At 72.9% G+C, this 23,636-nt stretch carries 22 protein-coding genes and 1 pseudogene; 14 read left to right on the plus strand and 9 right to left on the minus strand.

Annotated features, from left to right (window positions below; genetic code table 11):
- Positions 1-58: 58 nt before the first annotated feature.
- The 4 genes from ACZ7G3_RS29365 to ACZ7G3_RS29380 all read right to left on the minus strand — a co-directional run bounded on the left by ACZ7G3_RS29365 (position 59) and on the right by ACZ7G3_RS29380 (position 5,615).
- Complete coding sequence (locus ACZ7G3_RS29365; RefSeq protein ID WP_470929091.1) at positions 59-1,528, minus strand: CitMHS family transporter; 1,470 nt, start codon at positions 1,526-1,528, stop codon at positions 59-61.
- A gap of 123 nt (positions 1,529-1,651) precedes the next feature.
- Positions 1,652-3,907, minus strand: a complete 2,256-nt coding sequence (locus ACZ7G3_RS29370) for a molybdopterin-dependent oxidoreductase (RefSeq protein ID WP_470929093.1) — start codon at positions 3,905-3,907, stop codon at positions 1,652-1,654.
- Between the two features lie 429 nt (positions 3,908-4,336).
- Entirely contained in the window at positions 4,337-4,954 is a 618-nt protein-coding gene (locus ACZ7G3_RS29375; protein WP_426600590.1) for a TetR/AcrR family transcriptional regulator, read from the minus strand.
- Between the two features lie 64 nt (positions 4,955-5,018).
- Positions 5,019-5,615, minus strand: a complete 597-nt coding sequence (locus tag ACZ7G3_RS29380; protein WP_470929095.1) for a hypothetical protein — start codon at positions 5,613-5,615, stop codon at positions 5,019-5,021.
- A 204-nt stretch (positions 5,616-5,819) separates the two neighbouring features.
- Between ACZ7G3_RS29380 and hmgA the strand changes: the two genes are divergently transcribed.
- The 3 genes from hmgA to ACZ7G3_RS29395 are packed head-to-tail and all read left to right on the plus strand — an operon-like array spanning position 5,820 to position 9,107.
- Positions 5,820-7,142, plus strand: coding sequence for a homogentisate 1,2-dioxygenase (gene hmgA, locus ACZ7G3_RS29385; RefSeq protein WP_470929097.1), 1,323 nt, complete (start codon positions 5,820-5,822; stop codon positions 7,140-7,142).
- 26 nt (positions 7,143-7,168) lie between these two features.
- Positions 7,169-7,918: a GntR family transcriptional regulator gene (locus ACZ7G3_RS29390; protein WP_470929099.1), complete on the plus strand. Its 750-nt coding sequence runs from the start codon at positions 7,169-7,171 to the stop codon at positions 7,916-7,918.
- Between the two features lie 22 nt (positions 7,919-7,940).
- Positions 7,941-9,107 carry a type ISP restriction/modification enzyme gene (locus ACZ7G3_RS29395; RefSeq protein ID WP_470929101.1) on the plus strand — a complete coding sequence of 389 codons (1,167 nt, stop codon included), beginning with the start codon at positions 7,941-7,943 and terminating at the stop codon, positions 9,105-9,107.
- Between the two features lie 335 nt (positions 9,108-9,442).
- Here the strand turns inward: ACZ7G3_RS29395 and ACZ7G3_RS29400 are convergent, their stop codons facing one another.
- Positions 9,443-9,712 carry a hypothetical protein gene (locus ACZ7G3_RS29400; protein ID WP_426600595.1) on the minus strand — a complete coding sequence of 90 codons (270 nt, stop codon included), beginning with the start codon at positions 9,710-9,712 and terminating at the stop codon, positions 9,443-9,445.
- A gap of 902 nt (positions 9,713-10,614) precedes the next feature.
- Here ACZ7G3_RS29400 and ACZ7G3_RS29405 point away from each other — a divergent pair.
- Positions 10,615-12,300, plus strand: coding sequence for a serine/threonine-protein kinase (locus ACZ7G3_RS29405; RefSeq protein WP_470929103.1), 1,686 nt, complete (start codon positions 10,615-10,617; stop codon positions 12,298-12,300).
- Here the strand turns inward: ACZ7G3_RS29405 and ACZ7G3_RS29410 are convergent.
- Positions 12,270-13,076, minus strand: coding sequence for an SGNH/GDSL hydrolase family protein (locus tag ACZ7G3_RS29410; protein WP_426600597.1), 807 nt, complete (start codon positions 13,074-13,076; stop codon positions 12,270-12,272). The genes ACZ7G3_RS29405 and ACZ7G3_RS29410 overlap by 31 nt on opposite strands.
- Positions 13,077-13,706: 630 nt before the next feature.
- Between ACZ7G3_RS29410 and ACZ7G3_RS29415 the strand changes: the two genes are divergently transcribed.
- From ACZ7G3_RS29415 to ACZ7G3_RS29435, 5 genes are all read left to right on the plus strand, one after another.
- On the plus strand, positions 13,707-14,585 hold the full coding sequence (locus ACZ7G3_RS29415; protein ID WP_426600598.1) for a glycosyltransferase family 2 protein: 879 nt from the start codon (positions 13,707-13,709) through the stop codon (positions 14,583-14,585).
- Positions 14,582-15,595 carry a glycosyltransferase family 2 protein gene (locus ACZ7G3_RS29420; protein WP_470929106.1) on the plus strand — a complete coding sequence of 338 codons (1,014 nt, stop codon included), beginning with the start codon at positions 14,582-14,584 and terminating at the stop codon, positions 15,593-15,595. The genes ACZ7G3_RS29415 and ACZ7G3_RS29420 overlap by 4 nt, the downstream gene beginning before the upstream one ends.
- Positions 15,588-16,403: a polysaccharide deacetylase family protein gene (locus ACZ7G3_RS29425; RefSeq protein ID WP_470929108.1), complete on the plus strand. Its 816-nt coding sequence runs from the start codon at positions 15,588-15,590 to the stop codon at positions 16,401-16,403. The genes ACZ7G3_RS29420 and ACZ7G3_RS29425 overlap by 8 nt, the downstream gene beginning before the upstream one ends.
- Before the next feature lie 109 nt (positions 16,404-16,512).
- Positions 16,513-17,607, plus strand: coding sequence for a DUF5925 domain-containing protein (locus tag ACZ7G3_RS29430; protein WP_470929110.1), 1,095 nt, complete (start codon positions 16,513-16,515; stop codon positions 17,605-17,607).
- Positions 17,608-17,623: 16 nt separating this feature from the next.
- Positions 17,624-18,388 carry a DUF72 domain-containing protein gene (locus ACZ7G3_RS29435; protein WP_470929112.1) on the plus strand — a complete coding sequence of 255 codons (765 nt, stop codon included), beginning with the start codon at positions 17,624-17,626 and terminating at the stop codon, positions 18,386-18,388.
- A gap of 81 nt (positions 18,389-18,469) precedes the next feature.
- Here ACZ7G3_RS29435 and ACZ7G3_RS29440 read toward each other — a convergent pair whose 3' ends face one another.
- On the minus strand, positions 18,470-18,838 hold the full coding sequence (locus tag ACZ7G3_RS29440) for a GntR family transcriptional regulator (protein ID WP_426600603.1): 369 nt from the start codon (positions 18,836-18,838) through the stop codon (positions 18,470-18,472).
- Between the two features lie 71 nt (positions 18,839-18,909).
- Here ACZ7G3_RS29440 and ACZ7G3_RS29445 point away from each other — a divergent pair, with 71 nt between their 5' ends.
- From ACZ7G3_RS29445 to ACZ7G3_RS29455, 3 genes are all read left to right on the plus strand, one after another.
- Positions 18,910-19,839 carry a GNAT family N-acetyltransferase gene (locus tag ACZ7G3_RS29445; RefSeq protein WP_470929114.1) on the plus strand — a complete coding sequence of 310 codons (930 nt, stop codon included), beginning with the start codon at positions 18,910-18,912 and terminating at the stop codon, positions 19,837-19,839.
- The gene (locus ACZ7G3_RS29450; RefSeq protein ID WP_470929116.1) at positions 19,820-20,320 is read left to right on the plus strand and encodes a ribonuclease FAU-1 family protein; all 501 of its coding nucleotides are present in this window, start codon (positions 19,820-19,822) and stop codon (positions 20,318-20,320) included. Before ACZ7G3_RS29445 ends, ACZ7G3_RS29450 begins: the two co-directional genes overlap by 20 nt.
- Positions 20,321-20,732: 412 nt before the next feature.
- Positions 20,733-20,867 carry a hypothetical protein gene (locus tag ACZ7G3_RS29455; RefSeq protein WP_398135216.1) on the plus strand — a complete coding sequence of 45 codons (135 nt, stop codon included), beginning with the start codon at positions 20,733-20,735 and terminating at the stop codon, positions 20,865-20,867.
- A 26-nt stretch (positions 20,868-20,893) separates the two neighbouring features.
- Here the strand turns inward: ACZ7G3_RS29455 and ACZ7G3_RS29460 are convergent.
- Positions 20,894-21,343, minus strand: a pseudogene (locus ACZ7G3_RS29460) (GNAT family N-acetyltransferase).
- A 189-nt stretch (positions 21,344-21,532) separates the two neighbouring features.
- Here ACZ7G3_RS29460 and ACZ7G3_RS29465 point away from each other — a divergent pair.
- Positions 21,533-22,603: a lytic polysaccharide monooxygenase auxiliary activity family 9 protein gene (locus ACZ7G3_RS29465; protein ID WP_470929119.1), complete on the plus strand. Its 1,071-nt coding sequence runs from the start codon at positions 21,533-21,535 to the stop codon at positions 22,601-22,603.
- A gap of 111 nt (positions 22,604-22,714) precedes the next feature.
- Here the strand turns inward: ACZ7G3_RS29465 and ACZ7G3_RS29470 are convergent, their stop codons facing one another.
- Positions 22,715-23,161: a MarR family winged helix-turn-helix transcriptional regulator gene (locus tag ACZ7G3_RS29470; RefSeq protein ID WP_470929121.1), complete on the minus strand. Its 447-nt coding sequence runs from the start codon at positions 23,159-23,161 to the stop codon at positions 22,715-22,717.
- Between the two features lie 100 nt (positions 23,162-23,261).
- On the opposite strand from ACZ7G3_RS29470, the gene ACZ7G3_RS29475 reads away from it, so the two are divergent.
- Positions 23,262-23,636 (plus strand): cupin domain-containing protein, encoded by a 375-nt coding sequence (locus tag ACZ7G3_RS29475; protein WP_470929123.1) that lies wholly within the window; start codon positions 23,262-23,264, stop codon positions 23,634-23,636.

The following is a 23,636-nucleotide window of genomic DNA, read 5'->3' on the forward strand; positions in this document are numbered from 1 at the left end:
TCCCGTACTCCCCGGCCGCCGGTTCTCTGAGCGAGTGACCGGACAACCGGTCCGATGATCAGATGATGCCGAACAGGATGCCCGCCGCGAGGATGACCAGGCTCGTCATGACCGCCCACTTCACCACGAACCGCGTGTGGTCGCCGAACTCGACCTTCGCCATGCCGACCAGGACGTAGACGGCCGGGACGAGCGGGCTGGACATGTGCAGCGGCTGGCCGACGATGGAGGCGCGGGCGATCTCCAGCGTCGACACGCCGTGTGCCTGGCCGGCCTCGGCGAGCACCGGCAGGACGCCGAAGTAGAAGCCGTCGTTCGACATGAAGTAGGTCAGCGGCAGGCTGAGCAGGCCGGTGACCAGGCCCATGTGCGGGCCCATGCCGTCGGGGATGGTGTCCACCAGCCAGTTGGCCATGTGGTCGACCATGCCGGTGCCGGTGAGGACGCCGGTGAAGACGGCGGCGGCGAAGACCATGCCGGAGACGTTGAGGACGTTGTCGGCGTGGGCCGCGATGCGTGCCTTCTGGTCCGGGATGTGGGGGAAGTTGACGGTGAGCGCGAGCGCGGCGCCGAGCAGGAAGAGCACCGGGATCGGCAGCAGCTCCATGATCATGGCGGTGAGCAGCGCGACCGTGAGCAGCGCGTTGAACCAGTACAGCTTGGGGCGCAGGGTGGCCCGGTTCGGGTCGAGGGTCTGGAAGTCGTCGTCGCAGTCGCCGTCCTCGGCGGCGACACCCTGGGACCCGCCGGAACCCGCGGCGGCCTTCTCCGAACCCGAACCGGCACCCGAACCGGCACCGGCACCGGCGTCCGCACCGGAGGCCGCATCAGCACCCGCCTTCGTACCCGCACCCGCCCCGACCAGCACCGTCTCGCTCTCCGGCTCCCGCACCAGCGCCTCGTCCAGCGTCAGCGTGCCCAGCCGCCTGCGCTCGCGCAGGCCCAGGACGTAGGACAGGGTGACGACGGCGAGCAGACCGACGGCCAGGGCCGGGATCATCGGGACGAAGATGTCGGTGGCGTCGACCTTCAGCGCGGTGGCGGCGCGGGCGGTGGGACCGCCCCAGGGCAGGGTGTTCATCACGCCGTTGGCCATCGCGGCGACGCCGGTCATCACGACCAGGCTCATCTTCAGGCGCTTGTACAGCGGGTACATCGCCGAGACCGTGATCATGAAGGTGGTGGATCCGTCGCCGTCCAGCGAGACGATGGCGGCGAGCAGGGCCGTACCGACGACGATCCGCATCGGGTCGGCCTTGCAGAACTTCAGAATGGCCCGGACGATCGGGTCGAAGAGCCCGACGTCGATCATCACCCCGAAGTAGACGATCGCGAACATGAGCATCGCCGCGGTGGGGGCGAGGCTGGACACGCCGTCGATGACGTAGTCACCGAGTTCGGCGCCCTTGCCGACGAACACGCAGAACAGCGCGGGGATCAGCACGAGCGCCGCGATCGGCGACATCTTCTTCATCATGATCAGGACCAGGAAGGTCGCGATCATGGCGAAGCCGAGGATGGTCAGCATGAGTGAGTACCTAACGTTCGCCCTTGAACATCCCACCGGGGCAGGCGGTGCGAGCGACGTTAGGTGCCGTGAAGCGTCGTTAACAAGACGTTGACACGCGAGCAATAAGCGCAAAACTCCAGGTCACAGCTTTGCGTCGGTCAGCGGCGGGGGTACCGGGACGAGCTCGACGGGTACGCCGTTGAGGACCGCGTTGCCCGAGAGCGGGTCGAGCATGGTGCCGTCGAGGAGCTGGTTGACGTTGACGCCGGGCTCGGTGGCGGCGTGGCGCGTGCGGGTGCCGGGCCGGTCGTGGCCCCAGCCGTGCGGAAGGCTGACCACGCCCGGCCGGACGGTGTCGGTGACCTCGGCGGGGGCCGTCACCTCTCCCCCGGCGCCCTTGACCCGCACGGGCTCTCCGCCGCGCACGCCGAGCCGTTCGGCGTCGTCGGGGTGGAGGTGCAGGGTGCAGCGGTTGGAGCCGCCGGTGAGGGCCGGGATGTTGTGCATCCAGCTGTTGTTGGACCGCAGGTGGCGGCGGCCGACGAGGACGAGCCCGTCGGCGCGCTCGGCCAGGGCCTGGCGCAGGCGCGGCAGGTCGTCGGCGATCGGTCCGGGCAGCAGTTCCACCTTGCCGCTGCGGGTCTTCAGCGGCTGCGGCAGGCGTGGGCGCAGCGGGCCGAGGTCGATGCCGTGCGGGTGGGCGAGCAGCCGCTGAAGGGTCAGGCCGTCGGGGCGTACGCCGAAGCCGTCGCCGTAGGGGCCGAGGCGCAGCATCAGGTCGAGCCGCCGCTCGGGGCCGTTCTCGCCGGTGAGCTGTGCGGTCAGTTCGCCGGCGTCCCGTCCGTGTACGGGTGAGTGCGGGTCCCCCACGGCCCTGTCGAGGGTCTGCTCGATCACCATGGCGTCGACGGCGGCCGGATCGGCGCCGTGCATGCCGGTGGCGGCCAGGATCAGCCGGGCCAGGATCTCGGTCTCGGCCATGCGGCCGGGTTGCAGCGGGACGGCGGGACGGGTGTAGCGGACCTGGTTGCGCACGGCGAGGGTGTTGAAGGCGAAGTCGTGGTGCGGGCTCTGGGCCGGCGGGGGCGGCGGCAGGACGACGTGGGCGTGGCGCGAGGTCTCGCCCAGGTAGGGGTCGACGCTCACCATGAAGTCGAGCGAGTCCAGTGCCTTGTCGAGCCGGTCGCCGTCGGGTGCGGACAGCACCGGGTTGGCGGCGACGGTGATCAGCGCCCGGACCGGCGCGCCCTCGTCGGTGGCGGTGTCGATCTCCTCGGCGAGGGCGGACAGGGGCAGCTCGCCCTTGGCCTCGGGGTGTCCGCTCACCCGGGAGTGCCAGCGGCCGAGCGCGAAGCCGCGGCCGGGACCGGCGGGGCGCGGGGTCTTGTCGGTGGCGGCCTGCGGGAAGAGGGCGCCACCGGGGCGGTCGAGGTTGCCGGTGAGGATGTTGAGGACGTCCACGAGCCAGCTGGCGAGGGTGCCGTGCGGGACGGTGCAGCTGCCGATGCGGCCGTAGACGGCGGCGGTGGGGGCGGCGGCGAGTTCGCGGGCGAGGGCGCGGGTGACGCCGGCGTCCACGTCGCAGGCGTCGGCGACGGACTCCGGCGTGAAGTCGCGTACGGCGTCGGCGAGTTCCGTGACCCCTTCGACGTGCGGGGCGAGCGCGCCGAGGTCCACCAGTCCCTCTTCGAAGAGCACGTGGGCCATCGCGGCGAGGAGCAGGGCGTCGGTGCCGGGGCGGATCGCCACGTGCCGGTCGGCGAGCCTGGCGGTGCGGGTGCGGCGCGGGTCGATGACGGTGAGGGTGCCGCCGCGCGCCCTGAGGGCCTTGAGGCGGCCGGGGAAGTCGGGAGCCGTGCACAGGCTGCCGTTGGACTCCAGCGGGTTGGCGCCGATGAGGAGCAGGTGGTCGGTGCGGTCGAGGTCGGGCACCGGGATGGCGTTGGCGTCACCGAAGAGCAGCCCGCTGGAGACGTGCTTGGGCATCTGGTCGACCGTGGATGCGGTGAAGAGGCTGCGGGTGCCGAGGGCGCCGAGCAGGACGGTCGGGTAGAGGGCGCCGGCCATGGTGTGCACGTTGGGGTTGCCGAGGACGACGCCGACGGAGTGCGGCCCGTACCGCTCGACGACGGGCCGGATGCCGGCGGCGACCGCGTCGAACGCCTCCTCCCAGGTCGCCTCGCGCAGTTCGCCGTCCCTGCGCACCAGGGGAGTGCGCAGCCGGTCGGGGTCGGCGTCGACGGCGCCGAAGGAGGCGCCCTTGGGGCAGATGAAGCCACGACTGAAGACGTCGTCGCGGTCCCCGCGGGCGGCGGTGACCGTGGTGCCGTCGATGGTGAGGGCCAGGCCGCAGGTGGCCTCGCACAGGGGGCAGATACGCAGGGCGGTGCGGGACACGGGTCCTCCCGTAGGGCGGCGGCAGCGGCGCTCTCTCGCGGTGAGCATACCGACCGGTAGGCATGCTGGGGAGGCTTTGCGCCGACGGCTGCGTAACAGCCGTACGACACCGGCCCGCCGGCCGAGCACCGCCGACCCGCCGACCCGCCGACCCGCCGACCCGCCGACCCGCCGACCCGCCGACCGAACACCGTCGGCCCTCCGGTCCCTCCCGACCGACCCGTCCCGTCCCGCCCAGTACAGCCGGCCCAGCACACCCTGCCCGTCCCGCCCAGCGAGACCCGCCCGTCGGCCGAGTACAGCCGGTCCATCGGCCCAGCGCGGCCTGCGTCGGCCAAGCACGGCCGACTTGCGGGCCGAGCCAATCCGGTCCGTAGGCCGAGCCCAGCCGCCCCGTAGGCCGACCCGTAGGCGAGCCCAGCCGGCCCGTCAGTCCAACACCCGCCCCAAATAGGCCCGCAGCAGCTCCCGGGCCTCCTCGATGATCCTCTCGTCCCCGTCCGGCGCGACCCGGAAGGCGAGTTGCACAAGGGCGTCGGCGGTCTCCACGGCGACGAGGAAGGCGCGGCGCAGATCGTCGTCGGGGCGGCGGCCCAGGTAGCCGGAGAGCAGCTCGGTGAGCCGGTCGGCGACGCGGTGGTTGGGGACGGCGTGGCGGCCGCCGACCGGGATCTGGTTGCCGAAGTCGATCAGGGAGAAACCGGGCGCGGTCCGCTTCATCGCCAGGTACTCGTCGAGCACCGCGTCCAGCGCCCCGCGCCAGCCGCCGTCGCCCGTCTCCGTCAGCCGTTCGGTGACCCGTTCCGCGTAGTGCTCCAGGTTGCGCTGGGCCAGCGCGTCGACCATCTGCCGCTTGTTGCCGAAGAAGCGGTAGACGGAGCCGATGGGGACGTCCGCGCGCAGTGCCACGGCCCGGGTGCTCAGGGCGTCGTAGCCGACCTCGTCGAGGAGGACGGCGCAGGCGTCGAGGATCCGGGTCAGCCGTTCGGCGCTGCGCCGCTGCACGGGGGCGCGGCGGAGCGAGGTCGCGTGGGACACGGTCTTCATGATGCCCTTCCGCCGCGGTCCGGTGAACTGTGACCTTCAGTACGGCGGTGGCCACCGGTTTCGTTCATCGGGCCGCCGCGGGGACGGGAAGCGTCCGGCCGTCGAGCCCCTCCGGCTCCGCGGCCTGTGACGGCTCCGCGGCCTGCGACGGCTCCGCGGCCGACGCCGTGATGTCCGCCGTGCTCTCGACCGGTTCGCCGTCGACGGCCCAGACGGTGCCGTCGTCGGCGTACAGGCGGACCGTGAGCTGGTGGGTGCCGCGCGGTACGAGGCCGGCGGCGAGGCGGTACTCCGGGCCGCGCAGGCGGGTGAGGAGGTCCCCGTCGAGGAAGAGGTGGGCGACGCCGCGGCCGGCCACCGCCTCGGCCTCCGTACCGGCCGGCGAGAACCTGAAGTCGCGGACGGTCAGGCGTACGTTCCAGCTGTCGTCGTCCTCGGGCTCCACCTCGACACCGACCTCGGGCGCGTCCTCGCCGTCCACCTCCCGGTAGCGCCGGCCCTCCTCGTCGGTGGCGTCGAGCAGCCTGCCCACCGGCGTGGCCGAATCCCGGGCCTCCGGTTCGTCCGTACCGCCCGTGTCACCCGAGCCGCAGCCGGCGGATCCGGTCAGCAGCAGGACACAGACCGCGAGCACGGCGAGCACTCTCCGCATCCACGACATGACGGGAGACTAGAACACCGGTCCGACGGTCCGGATCCCCCAAGGGTCTGATTCCGGTCATCCTCCCCCGGGACGACCGAGGGGGGCCGGGACCCCAGCCCCGCAGGACCTCTTGCGCCCGCACGACCTCTTGCGCCCGGGCGACCTCAATCCTACGGTGTCCCATAGGAATCGGGTGGGACACGGGTTGCGAGGGAGCGATCGATGAGCGGGGACGCGCGGAAGACCGCGGAGGGACTGGCCTACCTGTCCGGTTTCGGCAACGAGCACAGCTCGCAGGCCGTTCCGGGGACGCTGCCCGAGGGCCGGAACTCGCCGCAGCGGGCGCCCGAGGGGCTGTACGCGGAGCAGCTGAGCGGCACGGCGTTCACCGAGCCGAGGGCGCACAACCGCCGCTCGTGGCTGTACCGGATCCGCCCGTCGGCCGCGCACCCGGCGTTCACCCGCACGGGCAACGGCGCGATCCGCACGGCACCCTTCACCCAAGCCGTGCCGGACCCGAACCGGCTGCGGTGGAACCCGCTGCCCGCGCCCGGGGCCGGGACCGACTTCCTCGCGGGCCTGTGGACGCTCGGCGGCAACGGGGACGCCACCCAGCGCACCGGCATGGCCGTGCACCTGTACCACGCCACGGCGTCCATGGAGCGCGTCTTCAGTGACGCCGACGGCGAGCTGCTGATCGTCCCGGAGCGCGGCGGTCTGCTGCTGCGCACCGAGTTCGGGCTGCTGCACGCCGAGCCCGGCCATGTGGCGCTGATCCCGCGCGGGGTCCGCTTCCGCGTGGAGCTCCTCGACGAGGACGCCCGCGGCTACGTCTGCGAGAACTACGGCGCCCCCTTCCGCCTCCCCGACCTCGGCCCGATCGGCGCCAACGGCCTGGCGAACGCACGGGACTTCATGGCGCCGGTCGCGGCGTACGAGGACGACGACGCGGCGGGCCCGGTGGAGGTGGTCAACAAGTTCTGCGGCAACCTCTGGGCGGCCGACTACGACCACTCCCCGCTCGACGTGGTCGCCTGGCACGGCAACCACGTGCCGTACCTCTACGACCTGCGCCGCTTCAACGTCCTCGGCACGATCTCCTACGACCACCCCGACCCGTCGATCTTCACGGTGCTGACCTCCCCGTCGGACACCCCCGGTCTCGCGGGCGTCGACTTCGTGGTCTTCGCCCCGCGCTGGCTGGTGGGCGAGGACACCTTCCGGCCGCCGTACTTCCACCGGAACGTGATGAGCGAGTACATGGGCCTGATCGAGGGCGCCTACGACGCGAAGGCGGAAGGTTTTGTACCGGGCGGTGGCTCGCTGCACAACATGATGTCGGCGCACGGTCCGGACCGGGAGACCTTCGACCGGGCGAGCGCCGCCGAGCTGAAGCCGCAGCGGATCGACGACGGGCTGGCGTTCATGTTCGAGACGCGCTGGCCGGTGACCCTCACGCCCCAGGCGGCCCGCGCCGAGCACCTGCAACAGGGTTACGACGACGTCTGGCAGGGCCTGGAGCGTCACTTCCGCCCCTTGCACTGAGGATTCACTACCGGTACGGATGGCCCGTGACCTCCTTCGCCCCGGACTCCATCGTCCTGAACCGCAAGCTGCCGCTCTGGTACCAGGTGTCGCAGTCGCTGCGCGCCTCGATACTGGGCCGCTCGCCCCGGGACCCGCTGCGCCTGCCCACCGAGGAGCAGTTGGCCGGCCACTACGGGGTGAGCGTGCTGACCATGCGGCAGGCGCTGAAGGAGCTGGAGGACGAGGGGCTGATCACCCGGCACCGCCGGCGCGGCACGTTCATCGAGCCCGACGTCCGGCGGGGCGCCCCGGTGCGGCTGCTGGGCTCGGTGGACGCGATCGTGGCCCAGCAGTCCGGCATGAAGGCCGAGCTGCTGGACCACGGCACCGGCCCCGTGCCGGCCGAACTCGCCGAGTACTTCCCCGACCTGGCCGAGACGGCGACGTACCACCGGCTGCGCTGCGACGAGAAGACGGGCGAGCCCACCAACCACGCCCGCAACTACGTCCGTCCCGAAGTCGCCGCCCGCATCGACGTGGACGACCTGGCCCGCTGGCCGATGACGAAGGTGCTGCGGGACGTGGTGGGCCTGGACATCAGCCGGATCACGGACACGGTTCAGGCCCGGCTCGCGGACCCGGAGACGGCGCGGCTGCTCGAAGTCCCGCTGCTCAGCCCGATCCTGCACTACACGGGCATCACGTACGACACGGCGGGCCGGGTGCTGGACGTGGCGGTCATCCACTACCGGGGGGACCGTTTCTCCTTCACGGTCACCCTGGATGCCACGTGAGGCCGCGGCGCCCCGTCGTACGATGCCCGGCGTGACGCACGACGACGCTCCGCCGCTGGCGGACCTCATGCCGTGGTCCGTCGCACCGCCGCGGCTCGGCCGGGCGTGGCCGGCGGCCCCCGACGCGGCGTCCCTGAAGGCCCGCTGGGACGCCCTGGTGAAGGCCGAGGGCGCCGACCGCGAGGCCCTGTTCGAGCCGACGCGTTCACGCACGCCGCACACGGCGGTCGGGCGGTTGCCGGGCGGTTCCGGCGGCACGGAGAAACTGGTGCGCGCCTCGGGGCCGTGCCCGGAGCCCGTACGGGTGCTGCGCGCGCCCTTCGACGAGCAGTGGCTGATTCCCGACCACCGGCTGATCGACGCGGCCCGTCCGGAGCTGTGGCGGGTGGCGGACGAGCGGCAGGTGTTCGCGGTGGAGGCGCCCGGTACCGCCGGTGCTCCGCTGCTCCTCGCGACCTCGCGGCTGCCGCTGCTCGGCGGCGCCCGGGTGCGCCCGCTGTACCGCCGTCCGGGCGGGGCGGAGCCGAACCTGGCACCCGGTCTCCTCGACCACCTGGCCGCCCGGCTCGGCCGGCGTCCCGACCCGGTGGACGTGCTGGCCTGGGCGGTGGCGATGGTGCGTGAGGGCTCCCGGGTGCCGCTCACCGCGGACCCCGCGCTGTGGGAGCGCGGTGTCGGCCTGGGCCGGCGCGCCCTGTGGCTGATGCGCCGCGACGGCGAGCGCCCCAAACTGCCCGGCGGCCGCCGCCCGTACGTCCGGGCCCCGCTGCCCGCCCGCCCGGTGACCCTGCGCTACGACCGGGACGAGGAGGCCCTGTACCTGGACGAGGGCCGGGGCCGGGTCTCTCCCGTGCCGCCCGGCGCCTGGGACTTCGAGGTGGGCGGGGTGCGGGTGCTGGAGCAGTGGTTCGCGGCCCGGACCGCCGAGGGCGAGCCGGGCACGCTGGCGGCGATCCGCCCGGCCGTCTGGCCGCAGACCTGGACGTCCGAACTGCTGGAACTGATCACGGTCCTCGCCCTGCTCGCCGAGGTGCGGCCGCTGTTCCGGGAGCCGGCGGTGACGGCGGAGATCACGGCGGCCGAGTTGCGCGAGGCGGGTGTGCTTCCGGTGCCCCAGGCGGCCCGCAGGCCGGCCTCCGTGCTGGACGGCCGGGAGGAGGGGCCGGAGGGGCAGCTGGCGCTGCTGTAGGCCCTTCCGGCGCCGGGCTACGCGCGCGGGGACCGCCGGCGCGGTGCGGGCGCTGGTGGTTGCGGGGCTCCGCACCGGCTACGCGCGGGGACCGCCGAGCGGGTCGGTGTGTGCGTCACCGCCGGATGGGGGACGGCGGGACGAGGCCGTGAGAACATCCACGGCGACGTACCGGACGAACGCGGGGAGACGGACGTGGGATACGGGCGTACGGAGACGGACGTACGGGGATTACCCGCGCTCGGGACCACACCGAGGCGCCGCTGCGTGCCGTGGGGACGACGGACGAGTGCGCGGCGCCGCGCCGGGACGGTGTGATCGCCGGCGCGCGGGCTTCAGTTGCTGCCGAACAGCGAGCGCCGCAGTCGGCGCAGCGGCGCGAACAGCGAGACCCCGCGCACCCTGGCACCCCTGCTGCTGCGCTTGTGCGCGGGCTCACGCGCGGTCAGCTCACGCATCAGCGACGTCGCCTCCACCGTCTCCCGTTGCGGGAGGGCGGGCCCTCCGAGCACCGCGAGGTGACGGTCGAGACGCGAGCTGGTCGCGCCGCTTCCACACGTGATCGCAGGGACCCTTGCCCTGCTGCGCACTGTTATCTGTTCCATGTCACTCCCCACCCGTACGAGTCCACCCGGCCCGGGCAGAGTAACCCTATCGCCCCGGTACGACATGCGCGTATCGCGGTCACAGGATTCACCTTCCCCGTAAGGGGGTTGACGATCACTCTTCGAATCCAGAAGATTCCAGGGCGAGTTGGACAATCGGCTCGCCCGTCGGGCGGGCCGGGCACCCTGCCGGTCCGACCGTGACGGCCAGTGAGGTGGCGGGCAGGTCCGGGCCGGAGGCTAACAGTGGCCCGCCGGTGCCGAGAAGCCCCCAGGGAGCGCGGTCCGGCGCCGGGGCGCACGGGCCGCAGTCGGTGCACGCGGTCGCCCGGACGGCTCGCCGTATCCGCGCGGGGCGACGATCGCGCGCCCCTCGGATGCGGAGGCGACCACTCCGAGACCGCGGCTCCGGTCGTCCGCGCCACTCGTCGCTCGGGCGTCCGGAGCCGCGCGAACGTGGGCGATCTCACGTGCCGGTCCCGCGCCGAGTCCGACTCGTCCTGCCTCCGGTTCGCCCGGACGGCGAAGTGCGGGGCGGCGACGAGCGCCGCGGCGGCCGTCGCCGTGGCCAAGGGCACGGGCAGGGGCGCGTCCTGGGTGCGCGGGGGCGCTCCGGCGGCGGCCGGATACCACGGGCATCGGGTGGTGGCCGGCGGACGGGCCCGCGTCCGGGCGCCGGCTCCTGCCCGGGGGTGCGTACGGCGGCCGGGACGCGGTCGCGCAGGGCGGCCGCGGCCTCCCGGTCACGGCGGTCTCGGGCCGCGTCCGTGGCGGTGAGCGGTACCGGACTGGTGTCCGGGGGGCCGCATCCGCGCTCGGCTGAGCTACTTTTGGGATGAATGCGGGAGAAATACGGGCCCGTTCCCGAGGAATGTCCACAGGAGACGCCATAGGGGGCGCCGGTGTTCGAGGAACCGGGCAACGAGCGCGCGATCGCCGGCCGCTACCGTCTCCTGTCCCGCCTCGGCGAGGGCGGCATGGGCACGGTGTGGCGCGCCCGCGACGAGGTGCTGCACCGCGAGGTCGCCGTGAAGGAGGTGCGCGCCCCCGCCGGACTGCCGGAGACCGACGTGCGGCGGCTGTACGCACGGCTGGAGCGCGAGGCGTGGGCCGCCGCCCGGGTCGCCCACCACAACGTGGTCACCGTGTACGACGTGGCCACCGACGGCGGCCGGCCCTGGATCGTGATGGAGCTGGTCCGCGGGCTGTCGCTGGCCGACCTGCTGGAGGCCGAGGGCCCGCTGGAACCGCGGCGTGCCGCGCGGATCGGTGCCGAGGTGCTGGCCGCGCTGCGGGCCGCGCACGGGGCGGGGGTGCTGCACCGGGACGTGAAGCCGGCCAACGTACTGCTGGCGAACGACGGCCGGGTGGTGCTCACCGACTTCGGGATCGCCATGGTCGAGGGCAGTTCGGCACTGACCATGACCGGCGAGGTCGTCGGCTCGCCCGAGTTCCTCGCCCCGGAGCGGGCGCTGGGCCGCACGCCCGGTCCCGAGTCCGACCTCTGGTCGCTGGGCGTACTGCTGTACGCGGCGGTCGAGGGCATCTCCCCCTTCCGGCAGGACACCCCGTTGAGCACTCTGCGGGCCGTCGTCGACGAGGAGTTGCCGCCGCCGCACCGGGCCGGCGCGCTCACTCCCGTCGTCGAGGGCCTGCTGCGCAAGGATCCGGCCGAGCGCACCCCGGCCGAGCGGGCCGAGCGGGATCTGCGGCTCGTGGGTGCCGGAGGTGCTCCCTCCGGCGGAGGCACACCGCGCGCGGACACGGTGCCGGCCGGTGCGTACGCCCCGACGGTACCGGCACCCGCCGGGCCTGAGGCCTCATCGGCCGCCCCGACGCCCGTGCCGGCCACGGCGACCGCGCCCGGGGCGTCCGAGGGCCGGGACCGGCGTGCGCGGGTCGTGCTGGTCCTGGGACTGGTGGTTCTCGCACTGGCGCTGGCCGGACTGGCGTACGCCCTGCTGGACCGCCGGGACCACGGCGGGGGCACCGAAGGTGCGAGCGGGAGCCCGGGGGCGACCGGTTCCGCGCCGAGCGGGACCGAGCGCGGCGAGGAGCCGGGCCCTTCCGTCGGTTCCGGCAGCCACGGTCCGCGGAGCAGTCCTCCAGCGCAGTCCGTGAAGGTGTCCGTGGTGGGCTCGCACCCCGACTACGCGGGGGCCTGCCCCCCGCCGCACGACCGGTCGCCCTCCTTCACCGCGGCGTTCACGGTGGGCCGGCTGCCCGCGCGGGTCGGCTACCGCTGGGTGACGGACGACGGGGCGGTCTCCGGTCCGGGCTGGCGGACGCTGTCCTTCCCCGCGGGCGGCGACCGCACGCGGCAGGACACCGTGGTCGTCACGACGAACGCCGGCAGCGGCATGTTCGAGGGCACCGTCCGCGTGGAGGTGCGGGAGCCGGTGGAGGCCACGTCGAACGCGGTGGCGTTCTCCGTGACCTGTGAGACGGAGACCGGGACGGAGACGGAGACAGAGCCGGAGGGGGAGACCCCGACGGGCGGGGCCTCCCCCTCCTCCTCTCCTTCCGCTTCAGCTTCGGCTTCCGCTTCCGCTTCCGGTCATGCGGCGCTGTTGAGGACCGGCAGGTAGCCGCCGGACTGGCCGGCCGCGGTCGGGTGGTACGACTCGCCGATGTTGAGCCAGTTCACGCTGTGCAGCCAGGAACTGCCGGAGCAGATCTCATGGCCGGTGAAGGGGGGACGTACGTCGCCGAAGGTGAAGCCGTGGTCGGCGGCGCGCTTGGCGATCGCGGTGTTGAGGTGGTCGGCGGCGTCGTTGATCGCTTTCCGCTTGGTCTCGGAGAGGCCGATGCAGGACGTGCCGAGCTGGTAGAAGCGCGGGTAACCGATGACGACGACGTGCGCGGCCGGGGCCTTGCTGCGGATCGCCGAGTAGACGCTGTCGAGGTTGCCGGGCAGCGTCGAGTCCACGTACGCCTTGGCGGTGGCGATCCGCGACAGGCAGGTGCTGTCGGACTGGAGCACACAGGTCATCATGACGTCGGCGAAGCCCGCGTCGTTGCCGCCGACGCTGATCGAGACCAGGCCGGTGGTGGAGCTGAGCGGGCCGAGCTGTCCGGCGAGAACATCACCCGTACGGGCGCCGGAGCAGGCGGTGAAGTGGAACGTCGAGGGTGAGTTGGCGGCGGCCCACAGGTACGGATGGGCCTTCGTGCTGCGCTTGCAGTCGCCGCTGGAGCCGATGTAGCTGCCCGCTCCGACCCCGGAGGAGTAGGAGTCGCCGAGCGCCACATAGCCCTCGGCGGCGGCGGGTTGGGCCGCCTGAGCGGTCGCGCCCCCGGCGAGCGCGGCGCCGGCGGCGAGGAGGAACGAACTCAGGAACCCGACAAGTCGGAAACGTCTCATGGAACCTCCCTTAGCAGGATCTCTGCCTCGACCGTGGTAGCGACTCCACCCATCGACAGGAAGTGTCCATGCCAAAAAATGGCTGACAGTCATTCAATATCGGACGAAAGTCAGCGGGAAGGCCGATGCGCCCTTGACGCTCTCCGGCGCGCTGCGCCACATTGAGGCCCGGCATCTTGGGCTTCGGGGGGCAAAGCGGAACGGTCCGGGTGGCCCGTGCCTGACCCGTACCGTGCGAAATCGCCCCTCAAGAAGAACGGATGACGGCAAACCAACAAAAACGTGAGACCTGGTTCCAGGTCTTGCCATAGAGGTTCAATCGTCAATACCGTCATACATCTCCCGCATCGGTACGTCGGCAAGCGGCTCAGGGGAGGGCTCGAGGCCGCGACGGACCGGGGCCGGGAGGCGCGGTAGGGGGGTGCCGTGCTCGGTGACCGCACTGGTGACCGGGCCGTGCCGCGCGGTCGGCTGTCGTCTTTCCGGCGCCGACGGGCTTTGCCAGCTCACCTGGCACGCACGGAGATCCGTCCCGTCGCGCGCCGTGGGTGAGAACCCCCCTTTCGAACCGGATACAGAGCCGGACCGCCCCTGGGGCGGGCGGTCCGCCGGACGAGAGGGACCAGACTCATGAGCTCAGTCCTGCAGCCGGCGTCGACGGGCAACGAGCCGTCACGCGAATCGTCTTCCGATCCGTCGCCCGCCGGGAAGTACCGGCCCGTCTCCTCGCATCTGGCGATAGCTCCGCCGGTGAGCGTGGTGATACCCGCCATGAACGAGGCGGAGAACCTTCCGTACGTCTTCAAGACACTGCCCGACTGGGTCCACGAGGTCGTCCTGGTGGACGGCAACTCCACCGACGACACCGTCGAGGTCGCCCGGGAGCTGTGGCCGGACGTCAAGGTGGTCGAGCAGCGCGGCAAGGGCAAGGGCGACGCGCTGATCACCGGCTTCAAGGCGTGCACCGGGGACATCATCGTGATGGTCGACGCCGACGGTTCGGCCGACGGCCAGGAGATCGTGTCGTACGTCTCCGCCCTCGTCTCGGGCGCGGACTTCGCCAAGGGCTCCCGCTTCGCCAACGGCGGCGGCACCGACGACATGACCTTCATCCGCAAGCTCGGCAACCGCGCCCTGTGCGCGGTCGTCAACCGGAAGTTCGGCGCCCGCTACACCGACCTCTGCTACGGCTACAACGCCTTCTGGCGGCACTGCCTGGACAAGATCGACCTCGACTGCACCGGCTTCGAGGTCGAGACCCTGATGAACATCCGGGTCGTGAAGGCCGGCCTGAAGGTCCAGGAGATCCCCAGCCACGAGTACCTGCGCATCCACGGCGTCAGCAACCTGCGCGCGGTACGGGACGGGCTGCGGGTGCTCAGAGTGATCCTCGACGAGCGGTCCAACCGGCGCGCGCTGCGCAGCCGTACACACGCGCCGACGCTCGCCTCGGTCGGCCCGGTCGGCTCGGCCGCTCCGGTCGTCCCGGTCCGGAGGAAGGCGTCTTGAGCGGTACGGACGCCCCTCTCACGCTCTCCCCCACGATCTCCGTCGTGATCTGCGTCTACACCGAGGACCGCTGGGAGGACATCCTCGCGGCGGTCGCCTCGGTGCGGGCGCAGTCCCACCCGGCGCGGGAGACGCTGCTGGTCGTCGACCACAACGAGGCGCTGCGGGAACGGCTGCTGAAGGAGTACAAGGAGCGGGCGGACGTGCGGGTGCTCGCCAACGCGGGCCCCCGCGGCCTGTCCGCCGGCCGCAACACCGGCATCGCCGCCTCGCGCGGAGAGGTGATCGCCTTCCTCGACGACGACGCCGTGGCCGAACGCGACTGGCTGCGGCACTTCGCCGAGGGGTACGCCGACCCGGCGGTCGTCGCCGTCGGCGGGCGCACGGTGCCGATCTGGGCGTCGGGGCGCCGGCCGGTCTGGTTCCCCGAGGAGTTCGACTGGGTGGTGGGCTGCACGTACCGGGGCCTGCCGCCCGGCCGGGTCCGGGTGCGCAACGTGCTGGGCGGGAACGCGTCCTTCCGGCGCGAGGCGTTCGACGCGGCGGGCGGCTTCGCCACCGGTATCGGCCGCGACGGCGACAAGCGCCCGCTGGGCTGCGAGGAGACCGAGCTGTGCATCCGGCTCAGCCGCGCCCGGCCCGACGCCGTGCTGCTGATCGACGACCGGGCGGTGATCCACCACCGGGTGCCCGAGGCGCGCGAGCACTTCGCCTACTTCCGTACCCGTGCCTACGCCGAGGGCCTGTCCAAGGCACTGGTGGCGCGCAGCGTCGGCGCGGACAAGGGCCTGGAGTCCGAACGCCGGTACGCCACCCGCGTGCTGCCGGCGGGTGTGGCGCGCGGGCTGCGCGACGCCGTGCTGGCCCGGCCGGGCGGCGCGGGACGGGCGGGCGCGATCGTCGCCGGGGTGCTCACGGCGGCGGGCGGCTACGTGGTGGGGAGCGTACGGGCCCGGCGGGGCGGGGCCACCTTCTCCGTGGTGCCCATCGAGGGGGGCGCGCATGGCTGAGGCGCACGAGGCGGACGCGCGCGTGCCGGTCCTCATGTACCACGCGGTCGCGGCCGGTCCGAACGACGCGACCCGCGCGCTCTCGGTGGCTCCGGAGGCGTTCGCCGAGCAGATGGCGGCGATCTCCGACCGGGGCCTGACCCCGATCGGCACGGCGGAGCTGGCCGCCGCCTGGCGCTCCGGACGCCCGCTGCCGAAGCGGCCCGTCCTGATCACCTTCGACGACGGCTACGAGGGCGTGCACCGGCACGCCCTGCCCGCCCTCGCCGAGCACGGCTTCCCGGCCACCCTGTTCGTCTCGACCGGCTGGCTGCGCGGCCCGTACGACACCGGGGGCGCCCTGGACACCATGCTCGACTGGGACCAGGTCCGCGAACTGGCCGCCGCCGGCGTGGAGATCGGCGGACACAGTCACACCCACCCGCAGCTCGACCAGCTCGCCGAGGAACGGCTGCGGTACGAGCTGATCCACTGCAAGGAGATCGTCGCCGACCAACTGGGCACCGTACCGGCCTCGTTCGCCTACCCGTACGGGTATTCCGACCGCCGGGTGCGGCGGGCGGTGCGCGAGACGGGGTACGCGCAGGCGCTCGCCGTCGGCAACGGCCTGGCGCGCCGCGCCCAGGGGCCGTACGCCCTGCGGCGGGTCACCGTGCGCCGCAGCACGGGGATCGACGAGTTCGCCCGGCTGGTCGAGGGACGCGCGATCACCCGCACCTTCGCCCGGGACCGGGCCCTCACCAAGGGGTACGCCGTGCTCCGCAGGGCACGGCGGGCACGGGGGCGGGTGCTGGGATCCGGTGCCTGAACCGCCCGCCGCCGGCCTCCCCGTGCCCGAGGTGCCGAGGGCGTCCGGTGCGCCGCGTACGCCGGGGAAACCGGATGCACGCGGCGGCCGGGTGCCGGATCATGGCGGCATGTCCGTGAACCCGTACGACGCCCTGCCGATCCGGCTCAACGTCGACGACAGCGACTCCCCGTCCGATGTCGTCGACGCGCTGTTCCTCGGCCGTTTCGCGACGGGCGAGCAGCCGTTCGCCCACGCGGCGAACATCGACCGCGTGCGGTCCGGGGCGACGCTGCTGCCGCCCGGGGCGCGCGTGCTGCGGCTCGCCCGCGACGACGACCGCAGCGCGACGCTGGCGGAGGGCGACGGCTGGACCCTGCTGGTCTCGCGGTGGAACCGGGGCGCGGACGTCACGGTGACGGCGACCACCGCCGACCTGGCCGAGAAGGTGCTCGCCGACGCCACGGACGGCGCGGCGGACGAGCCCGAGCCGCAACCGGAGAACGTCACGATGGGCTTCTGGTACGTCTCCCCGCGCCGCGGCCCGCACCGCACCACCCGGCAGATCTCCGCGGGCACCTGGGACGAGGTCCGGCCCAACTACACGGCGCCCGTCGCGGACGCGATGGACGGGCTGATGAAGACGACGCCCGAGGACATCGCGGGCCGGCTGCTGCTCCTGCACGGTCCGCCGGGCACCGGGAAGACCTCCGCGCTGCGCACCCTCGCCCGCTCGTGGCGGGACTGGTGCCAGGTGGACTGCGTACTGGACCCGGAGCGGCTCTTCTCCGACGTCGGCTACCTGATGGACATCGCCATCGGCGAGGAGGACGCGGCGGGCAAGGGCCGCTGGCGGCTGCTCCTGCTGGAGGACTGCGACGAACTGATCCGCGGCGAGGCCAAGCACACCGCCGGCCAGGCCCTCTCGCGGCTGCTGAACCTGACCGACGGGCTGCTGGGCCAGGGCCGCAACGTGCTGGTCGGCGTCACCACCAACGAGGACCTGGAGCGTCTGCACCCCGCCGTCGTCCGCCCCGGCCGCTGCCTGGCCCGCATCGAGGTCGGCCCGCTGACCCGCCGGGAGGCGGTGGACTGGCTCGGCGGCGAGGAGGGGATCGGCCGCGAGGGCGCCACGCTGGCGGAGCTGTACGCGCTGCGCCGGGGCACCTCGCCGACCACGCTGCCGGAGCCGCGGGACGGCGCGGAGGCCGGGCTGTACCTGTAGCTGCTTTGATGAGGGTATGACCCTGTTCGTCGGCACGTCGGGCTGGCAGTACCGGGACTGGCGGGAGGTTCTCTACCCGCCCGGCCTGCCCGTACGGCTGTGGCTGGAGCGGTACACGGAGGCCTTCGCCACGGTGGAGATCAACAACGCGTTCTACCGGCTGCCGTCCCGGGAGACCTTCGCGGCGTGGCGCGAGCGGGTACCGGCTGATTTCGTGGTCGCGGTCAAGGCGAGCCGCTACCTCACCCACATCAAGCGTCTGCGGGACCCCGGGGAACCGGTCGACCGCCTGATGACCCACGCGGCGGGCCTGGGCGACCGGCTCGGCCCGGTCCTGCTGCAGCTGCCGCCGACGCTGCGGGGCGACCCGGGCCTCCTGGACGCCTGCCTCGCCTGCTTCCCGCCCGGCACGCGGGTCGCGGTGGAACCCCGGCACGAGTCGTGGTGGACACCCGGGGTGCGGGAGGTCCTGGTGTCCCGGCGCGCGGCCCTGTGCTGGGCGGACATCCTGTCCCGCCCGGTCACCCCCCTGTGGCGCACCACCGACTGGGGCTACGTCCGCTTCCACCAGGGCCGGGCGGCAGCCTGGCCGCACTACGGCCGCCGGTCGCTGGCGACGTGGGTCCAGCGCGTCCAGGACACCTGGCCCCGGCAGGACGTCTACGCGTACTTCAACAACGACCCGAACGGTGCGGCGGTGAGCGACGCACAGACTTTCGCCCGACTGGCGCGTACTTCTGGTCTCACGGTCACCCGAACACCGCTAGGGGCGCGGGGCTGAGACACGTCGCGGCTCCGCCGCGCGGGCGCGCCAAGCCACAACGAACCCGCAGCCGCCCACCGGCCCCCGCCGAAACGGCGCTCAATCCCCGTAAGCCGCCCGCAGGGCATCCCGCACCGCGGCCACCGCATCCCCCTCCGTCACCCCGAGCCGCCGAGCCCGCTCGGCATAGCCCTGGGCCGCGGAGGCCAGCTCCCGCTCCGCCGCCGAGCCCGCCGCGGCGACGAACGTTCCGTTGCGCCCCCGCGTCTCGATCACCCCGTCCCCCTCCAGCGCCCGGTACGCCTTGGCGACCGTGTTCGCGGCGAGCCCCAGGGACTCGGCCAGCCCGCGCACGGTCGGCAGCCGGTATCCGACGGGCAGCGCCCCGGACCGCGCCTGTTCGGAGATCTGTGCGCGCACCTGCTCGTAGGGCGGGGCACCGTCGTCGATGTGGATCTTCAAGGTCACGCGGCGATTGTCCCGCATCCCCCGGAAAATGGGAGGCAACCGACCGCCCGCCCGCCGTAGCGTGCGCTCACATGACCGTTCTTGTGCGTGACCTGCGTCCCGATGATGCGGCCGACGTCGCGGCCTTCGCCCATGTCCGCCACGCCACCCTGCCGTTCATCCTGTGGACGCCCGAGGCCATCGTCCACCGGCTCGTCCACACCCATCCGGACGCCCGGAGCCGGTCCCTCGTCGCGGAGGAGAACGGGGAGACGATCGGCACGGCGCAGATCGGGCTGGTGCACGACAGCCCGGAGCCCGGACAGGCGTACCTCAACATCTATGTCCACCCGGACAGGGCGGGGCGCGGGGCCGGCGGGCTGCTGGTGCGTACGGCGGAGGAGTACCTGGCCACCGAGGGGGCGACGAAGCTGTTCGCCTGGGTGCTGGACGAGCCCGCCAACCTGGCCTTCGCCGAGCGGCACGGCTACGCACGGCGGCGCTCCGGCCACTTCCTCCGCCTCGACCTGGCGAACGGCACTCTGCCGCCCCTGCCGGCCACTCCCCCGGGCGTCGAACTGCGCACCGCCGCCGACTACGCCGACGATCCCCGTCCGATGTTCGAGCTGGACGCGGAGACGCTGGAGGACGAACCGAGCGACATCGACGTCGAGTTCACGGACTACGAGGCCTGGCTCGCGGAGACCTGGCGGCACCCGCTGCTGAACCGCGAACTGACCACGGTCGCGGTCGTCGACGGCCGCCCCGTCGCCTTCAGCGTCGCCTACACCGACGGCGGCACCCGCTACTCGACCGCCATGACGGGCACCGTCCGCGCCCACCGCGGCCGGGGTCTCGCCAAACTCACCAAGACCGACTCCCTGTACCGGGCCCGCGCCGCCGGATTCACGGAGGCGTTCACCGGCAACGACACCGACAACGGTCCGATGCTCGCCATCAACAAGTGGCTCGGGTACGAGGTCTGCGGGACCGAGGTGCGCTATGTCCGCGAACTCGGCTGAGGCGCCGGGCGGGGTGGACGTCGTCCTGGTCAAGGCGGGCCGTACGAAGATCCGGTACGCGAGCGAACCGCTGCACGACGACGGCACCCGCCTCGCCGTCCGCGCCCCCTGGGCCGGTGCCGGCGTCCGCGACTTCGGCTTCGTGCGCTTCGAGCCCGGCGACGTCTTCACCGAGTACTACTGGCGCGACCGCTGGTACTCCGTGAAGGAGGTCCGGACCGGCACGGGCACGCTGAAGGGCTGGTACTGCGACATCACCCGCCCCGCCGTGCTGACCGGCGCGGAACTGGTCGTGGAGGATCTCGACCTGGATCTGTGGCGCTCCGCGGACGGCACGGACGTACGGCGGCTGGACGAGGACGAGTTCGCCGAGAGCGGTCTGGCGGTGCGGGACCCCGAGGCCGCTGCCGCCGCCGTGGCCGCGCTGGACGAGCTGGAGCGGCTGGCCCGCGGGGGCGGCTTCGAGGACCTGCTGACATAGCGCGGGCCGCCCGCCTCGCTCCCGGCCGGGACCGGCCACCAGCCGGGACGCGGCAACTCCCGCCGGTGCCGCGGGATCCTGGCGGGGCCGGGCAGCGTCCACTGCACATGCCGGGCGAGCGCGCCGTCGAAGCGCCGCCCCGCCCACGGGCGGTGGCGCGGTGTCCCTGTTCGGCCGCGAGGAGTGACAGGCCGCCGCACATCCCGGTCGATACCCGGCGTGGTCGTCCCGTCACTGTCGTTCGCCATGCCGCCCAGACTGACACCCGCCACCGACAACAGGACCGGCAGAGGAACCGGGACGCCGGATCGTGACACCCGCCACTGACAGCCATGCTTCGATGAGCAAGTCTCGGGGAAAGGGTCTACCTCCGTGAGAACGCGGAACCCGGTGGATCCGTAAGGAGGCAGCCATGCGCCGTCTGACCGTGCACAAGCCCCTCAAGAAGACCGACGCCCGCCGTGTCCGCGAGGAGGCCGACGAGCGGCCCTCGGGGCGCCCGGAGGTCCGCAAGGACATCGCGCGCACGTGGTGGCCGGACAACTGACCGGGCCGGTCACGTCATGAGACGGGTCAGAGCAGTCGCTTGCGGTAGTGGACGCGGTCGTAGGGCCCGTCCACTCGACGTTCCACGACCTCGTACCCGTACTTCGGATAGATCTGCTAGTTCTCGCGCATCATCGCGTTCGTGTAGAGCCTGACCTCGGACAGGCCCAGCGCACGCGCGCGTGCGTCCACGAAGCGCAGCAGCCGTCGCCCCACGCCACTGCCGTGCGCGTCGGGGTGGACGGCGATGCTGTCGAGGAAGAGATGGTCCGCGAACGCCTCCAGGACCACGAGGCCCACGACGGGCTCGCCCGTGACGAACACCTTCCCCCCGGCCACGTTCGCCGCGTGGTCCGCCTCCATGGGCTGCGGCACCACCCCGATGCGCTCGATGCAGGGGTGGTAGGCGGCGTCGGTGACGGCCCTCACCGCCAGTACGTCCGCGGTGACCGCCTGCCGGATCCGCTCTCGTTCCATGCCGCGAACGGTAGCTACCTCAGCGCAGCCTGAGCACTCCCTTAACGCGACCATAAGGATCTCCGTCACCCGCCTCCAACAGGCGATCTCACGGTTTCCCGGGGCTAGCTTGCTGGTCAACCCCACGGGTTCCGGCCCGAGTTCACGCATATCCGCGCATCCCCAGTGACCGTTTCGAGGAGTTCCCCCATGCCCGCACCCTCCGCGCCCCGCAGGGTCGCCGCCGTCGCCGTCGCCGGCCTCGCCCCGCTCGCCCTGACCACCCTGGCCGCCGCCCCCGCGGCCGCGCACGGTTCGATGGGCGACCCGGTCAGCCGGGTCTCGCAGTGCCACGCCGAGGGCCCCGAGAACCCGAAGTCCGCCGCGTGCAAGGCGGCCGTCGCGGCCGGCGGCACGCAGGCGCTGTACGACTGGAACGGCATCCGGATCGGCAACGCCGCCGGCAAGCACCAGGAGCTGATCCCGGACGGCAAGCTGTGCAGCGCGAACGACCCGGCCTTCAAGGGCATGGACCTGGCGCGCGGCGACTGGCCCGCGACCAGCGTGAGCAGCGGCTCGTACACCTTCAAGTACCGTGTGACCGCGCCGCACAAGGGCACCTTCAAGGTGTACATCACCAAGCCCGGGTACGACCCGGCGGGGCCGCTGGGCTGGGGCGACCTGGATCTGTCCGCCCCGGTGGCGACGGTCACCGACCCGGCCGCCTCGGGCGGCTTCTACACCTTCTCCGGCACGCTGCCCGAGCGCTCCGGCAAGCACCTGCTGTACGCGGTGTGGCAGCGCTCGGACAGCCCGGAGGCGTTCTACTCCTGCTCCGACATCTCCTTCGGCGGCGCCAACGGCGGTACGACGGGCGGCGACACGGCAGGTGGGGACGCGGCGAGCGGGGACACCGCGGGCGGTGCCGCCCCGGCTCCCGAGGCCTCCGCCCCGTCCGAGGAGCAGATCGCGGCCGCGGCCGACAAGTCGACGATCGAGCACCACGGCCACGGCGACCAGGACGCCGAGACGACGACGGACCCGACGGACCCGGCCGCCCCGGACGAGGCGTCCGACGCGGCGCCCGAAACCGCCTCGGCGGGTGAGCCCAACCAGGTCAAGGCCGCCGGCGCGGGCACCGAGAGCCTCGCCGAGACCGGCGGGGACAGCACCACGCCCTACATCGCGGTCGGCGGCGCCGCCGCCCTGGCCGTCGGCGCGGCCGTGCTGTTCGGGTCGGTGCGCCGACGGGCACTGACGGGTGGCCGGCACGGCCGCTGACCCGGGACGCGGGAGAACGGGGGAACACGGGGCTCGTCCGGCGGCTCAGGCCGGACGAGCCCCGCTCGGCGTGCCGGGCGCGGGTAGCCGTGCGAGCCGGGCCGGCGCGGTTCACCACACGGGTCGGATCGGCCCGCCCGGCGCGATCCGCAACAGACGCTCCCGCAGCTCGGCGACCCCGCCCTCGCCGAGCACGTCGGCCCACGCGCCCACAGCCTCCGCCGCCGCCTCCTCCGCGGCCCGCGTGCAGGCCCACCCCGCCTCGGTCAGCATGATCAGCCGGGCCCGCGCGTCGACGGGGTGTGGCCGACGTTCTGCATAGCCCTTGCGGACCAGCTCGTCGACGAGCTGACTCGCGGCCTGCTTGGTCATTCCGAGGTGGACGGCGAGGTCGGTGACCGTCGCACCGTCCGGGGCCAGCCGGGCGAACGCGAAGCCGTGCGCGGGCCGCAGCCCTTCGAAACCTCGGGCGACGACACCCTCGTGAATCCGCTGCGTGAGCCCGCCGGCGGCGGCGAGCAGAGCGGCGGACAGGGCCATGGCGTCGGAGTTCTGCACGGGAGCATTGAACACCCTTGACGAATTGATCAACGAGCTTGACCATAATTTCGGACAGCTCAGTCAAGCAGCTTGACCATAATCACTAGGGGGAGCAGTCATGCCCATCATCCGCTCGTCCGAAGCCGTGACCCACGAGATCCACGGCGCCCGTTTCGTCTCGTACGCCACTCCCCGCACCGGCAGCAAGGAGCTCTGTGCCTGGCGCGGCGAGATCCCGGCGGGCACGAAGGCACCCGCGCACACCGTCAGCCGGGAGGAGATCTTCCACCTCCTCACCGGCGAACTGCTGATCACCCTCGACGGCCGCACCGAGCGCGTCACCGCGGGCGACACGGTGATCATCAACCGGGGGGCGACCCTCGCTGTCGAGAACCCCACCGACCGGACCGCGACCTCCTGGGTCACCACCTCCGTCGGCCTGGAGGCGGAGCTGGCCGACGGCACCCGGCTCACTCCCCCGTGGGCCAACTGA

This window comes from Streptomyces sp. NPDC037271, assembly GCF_055603605.1.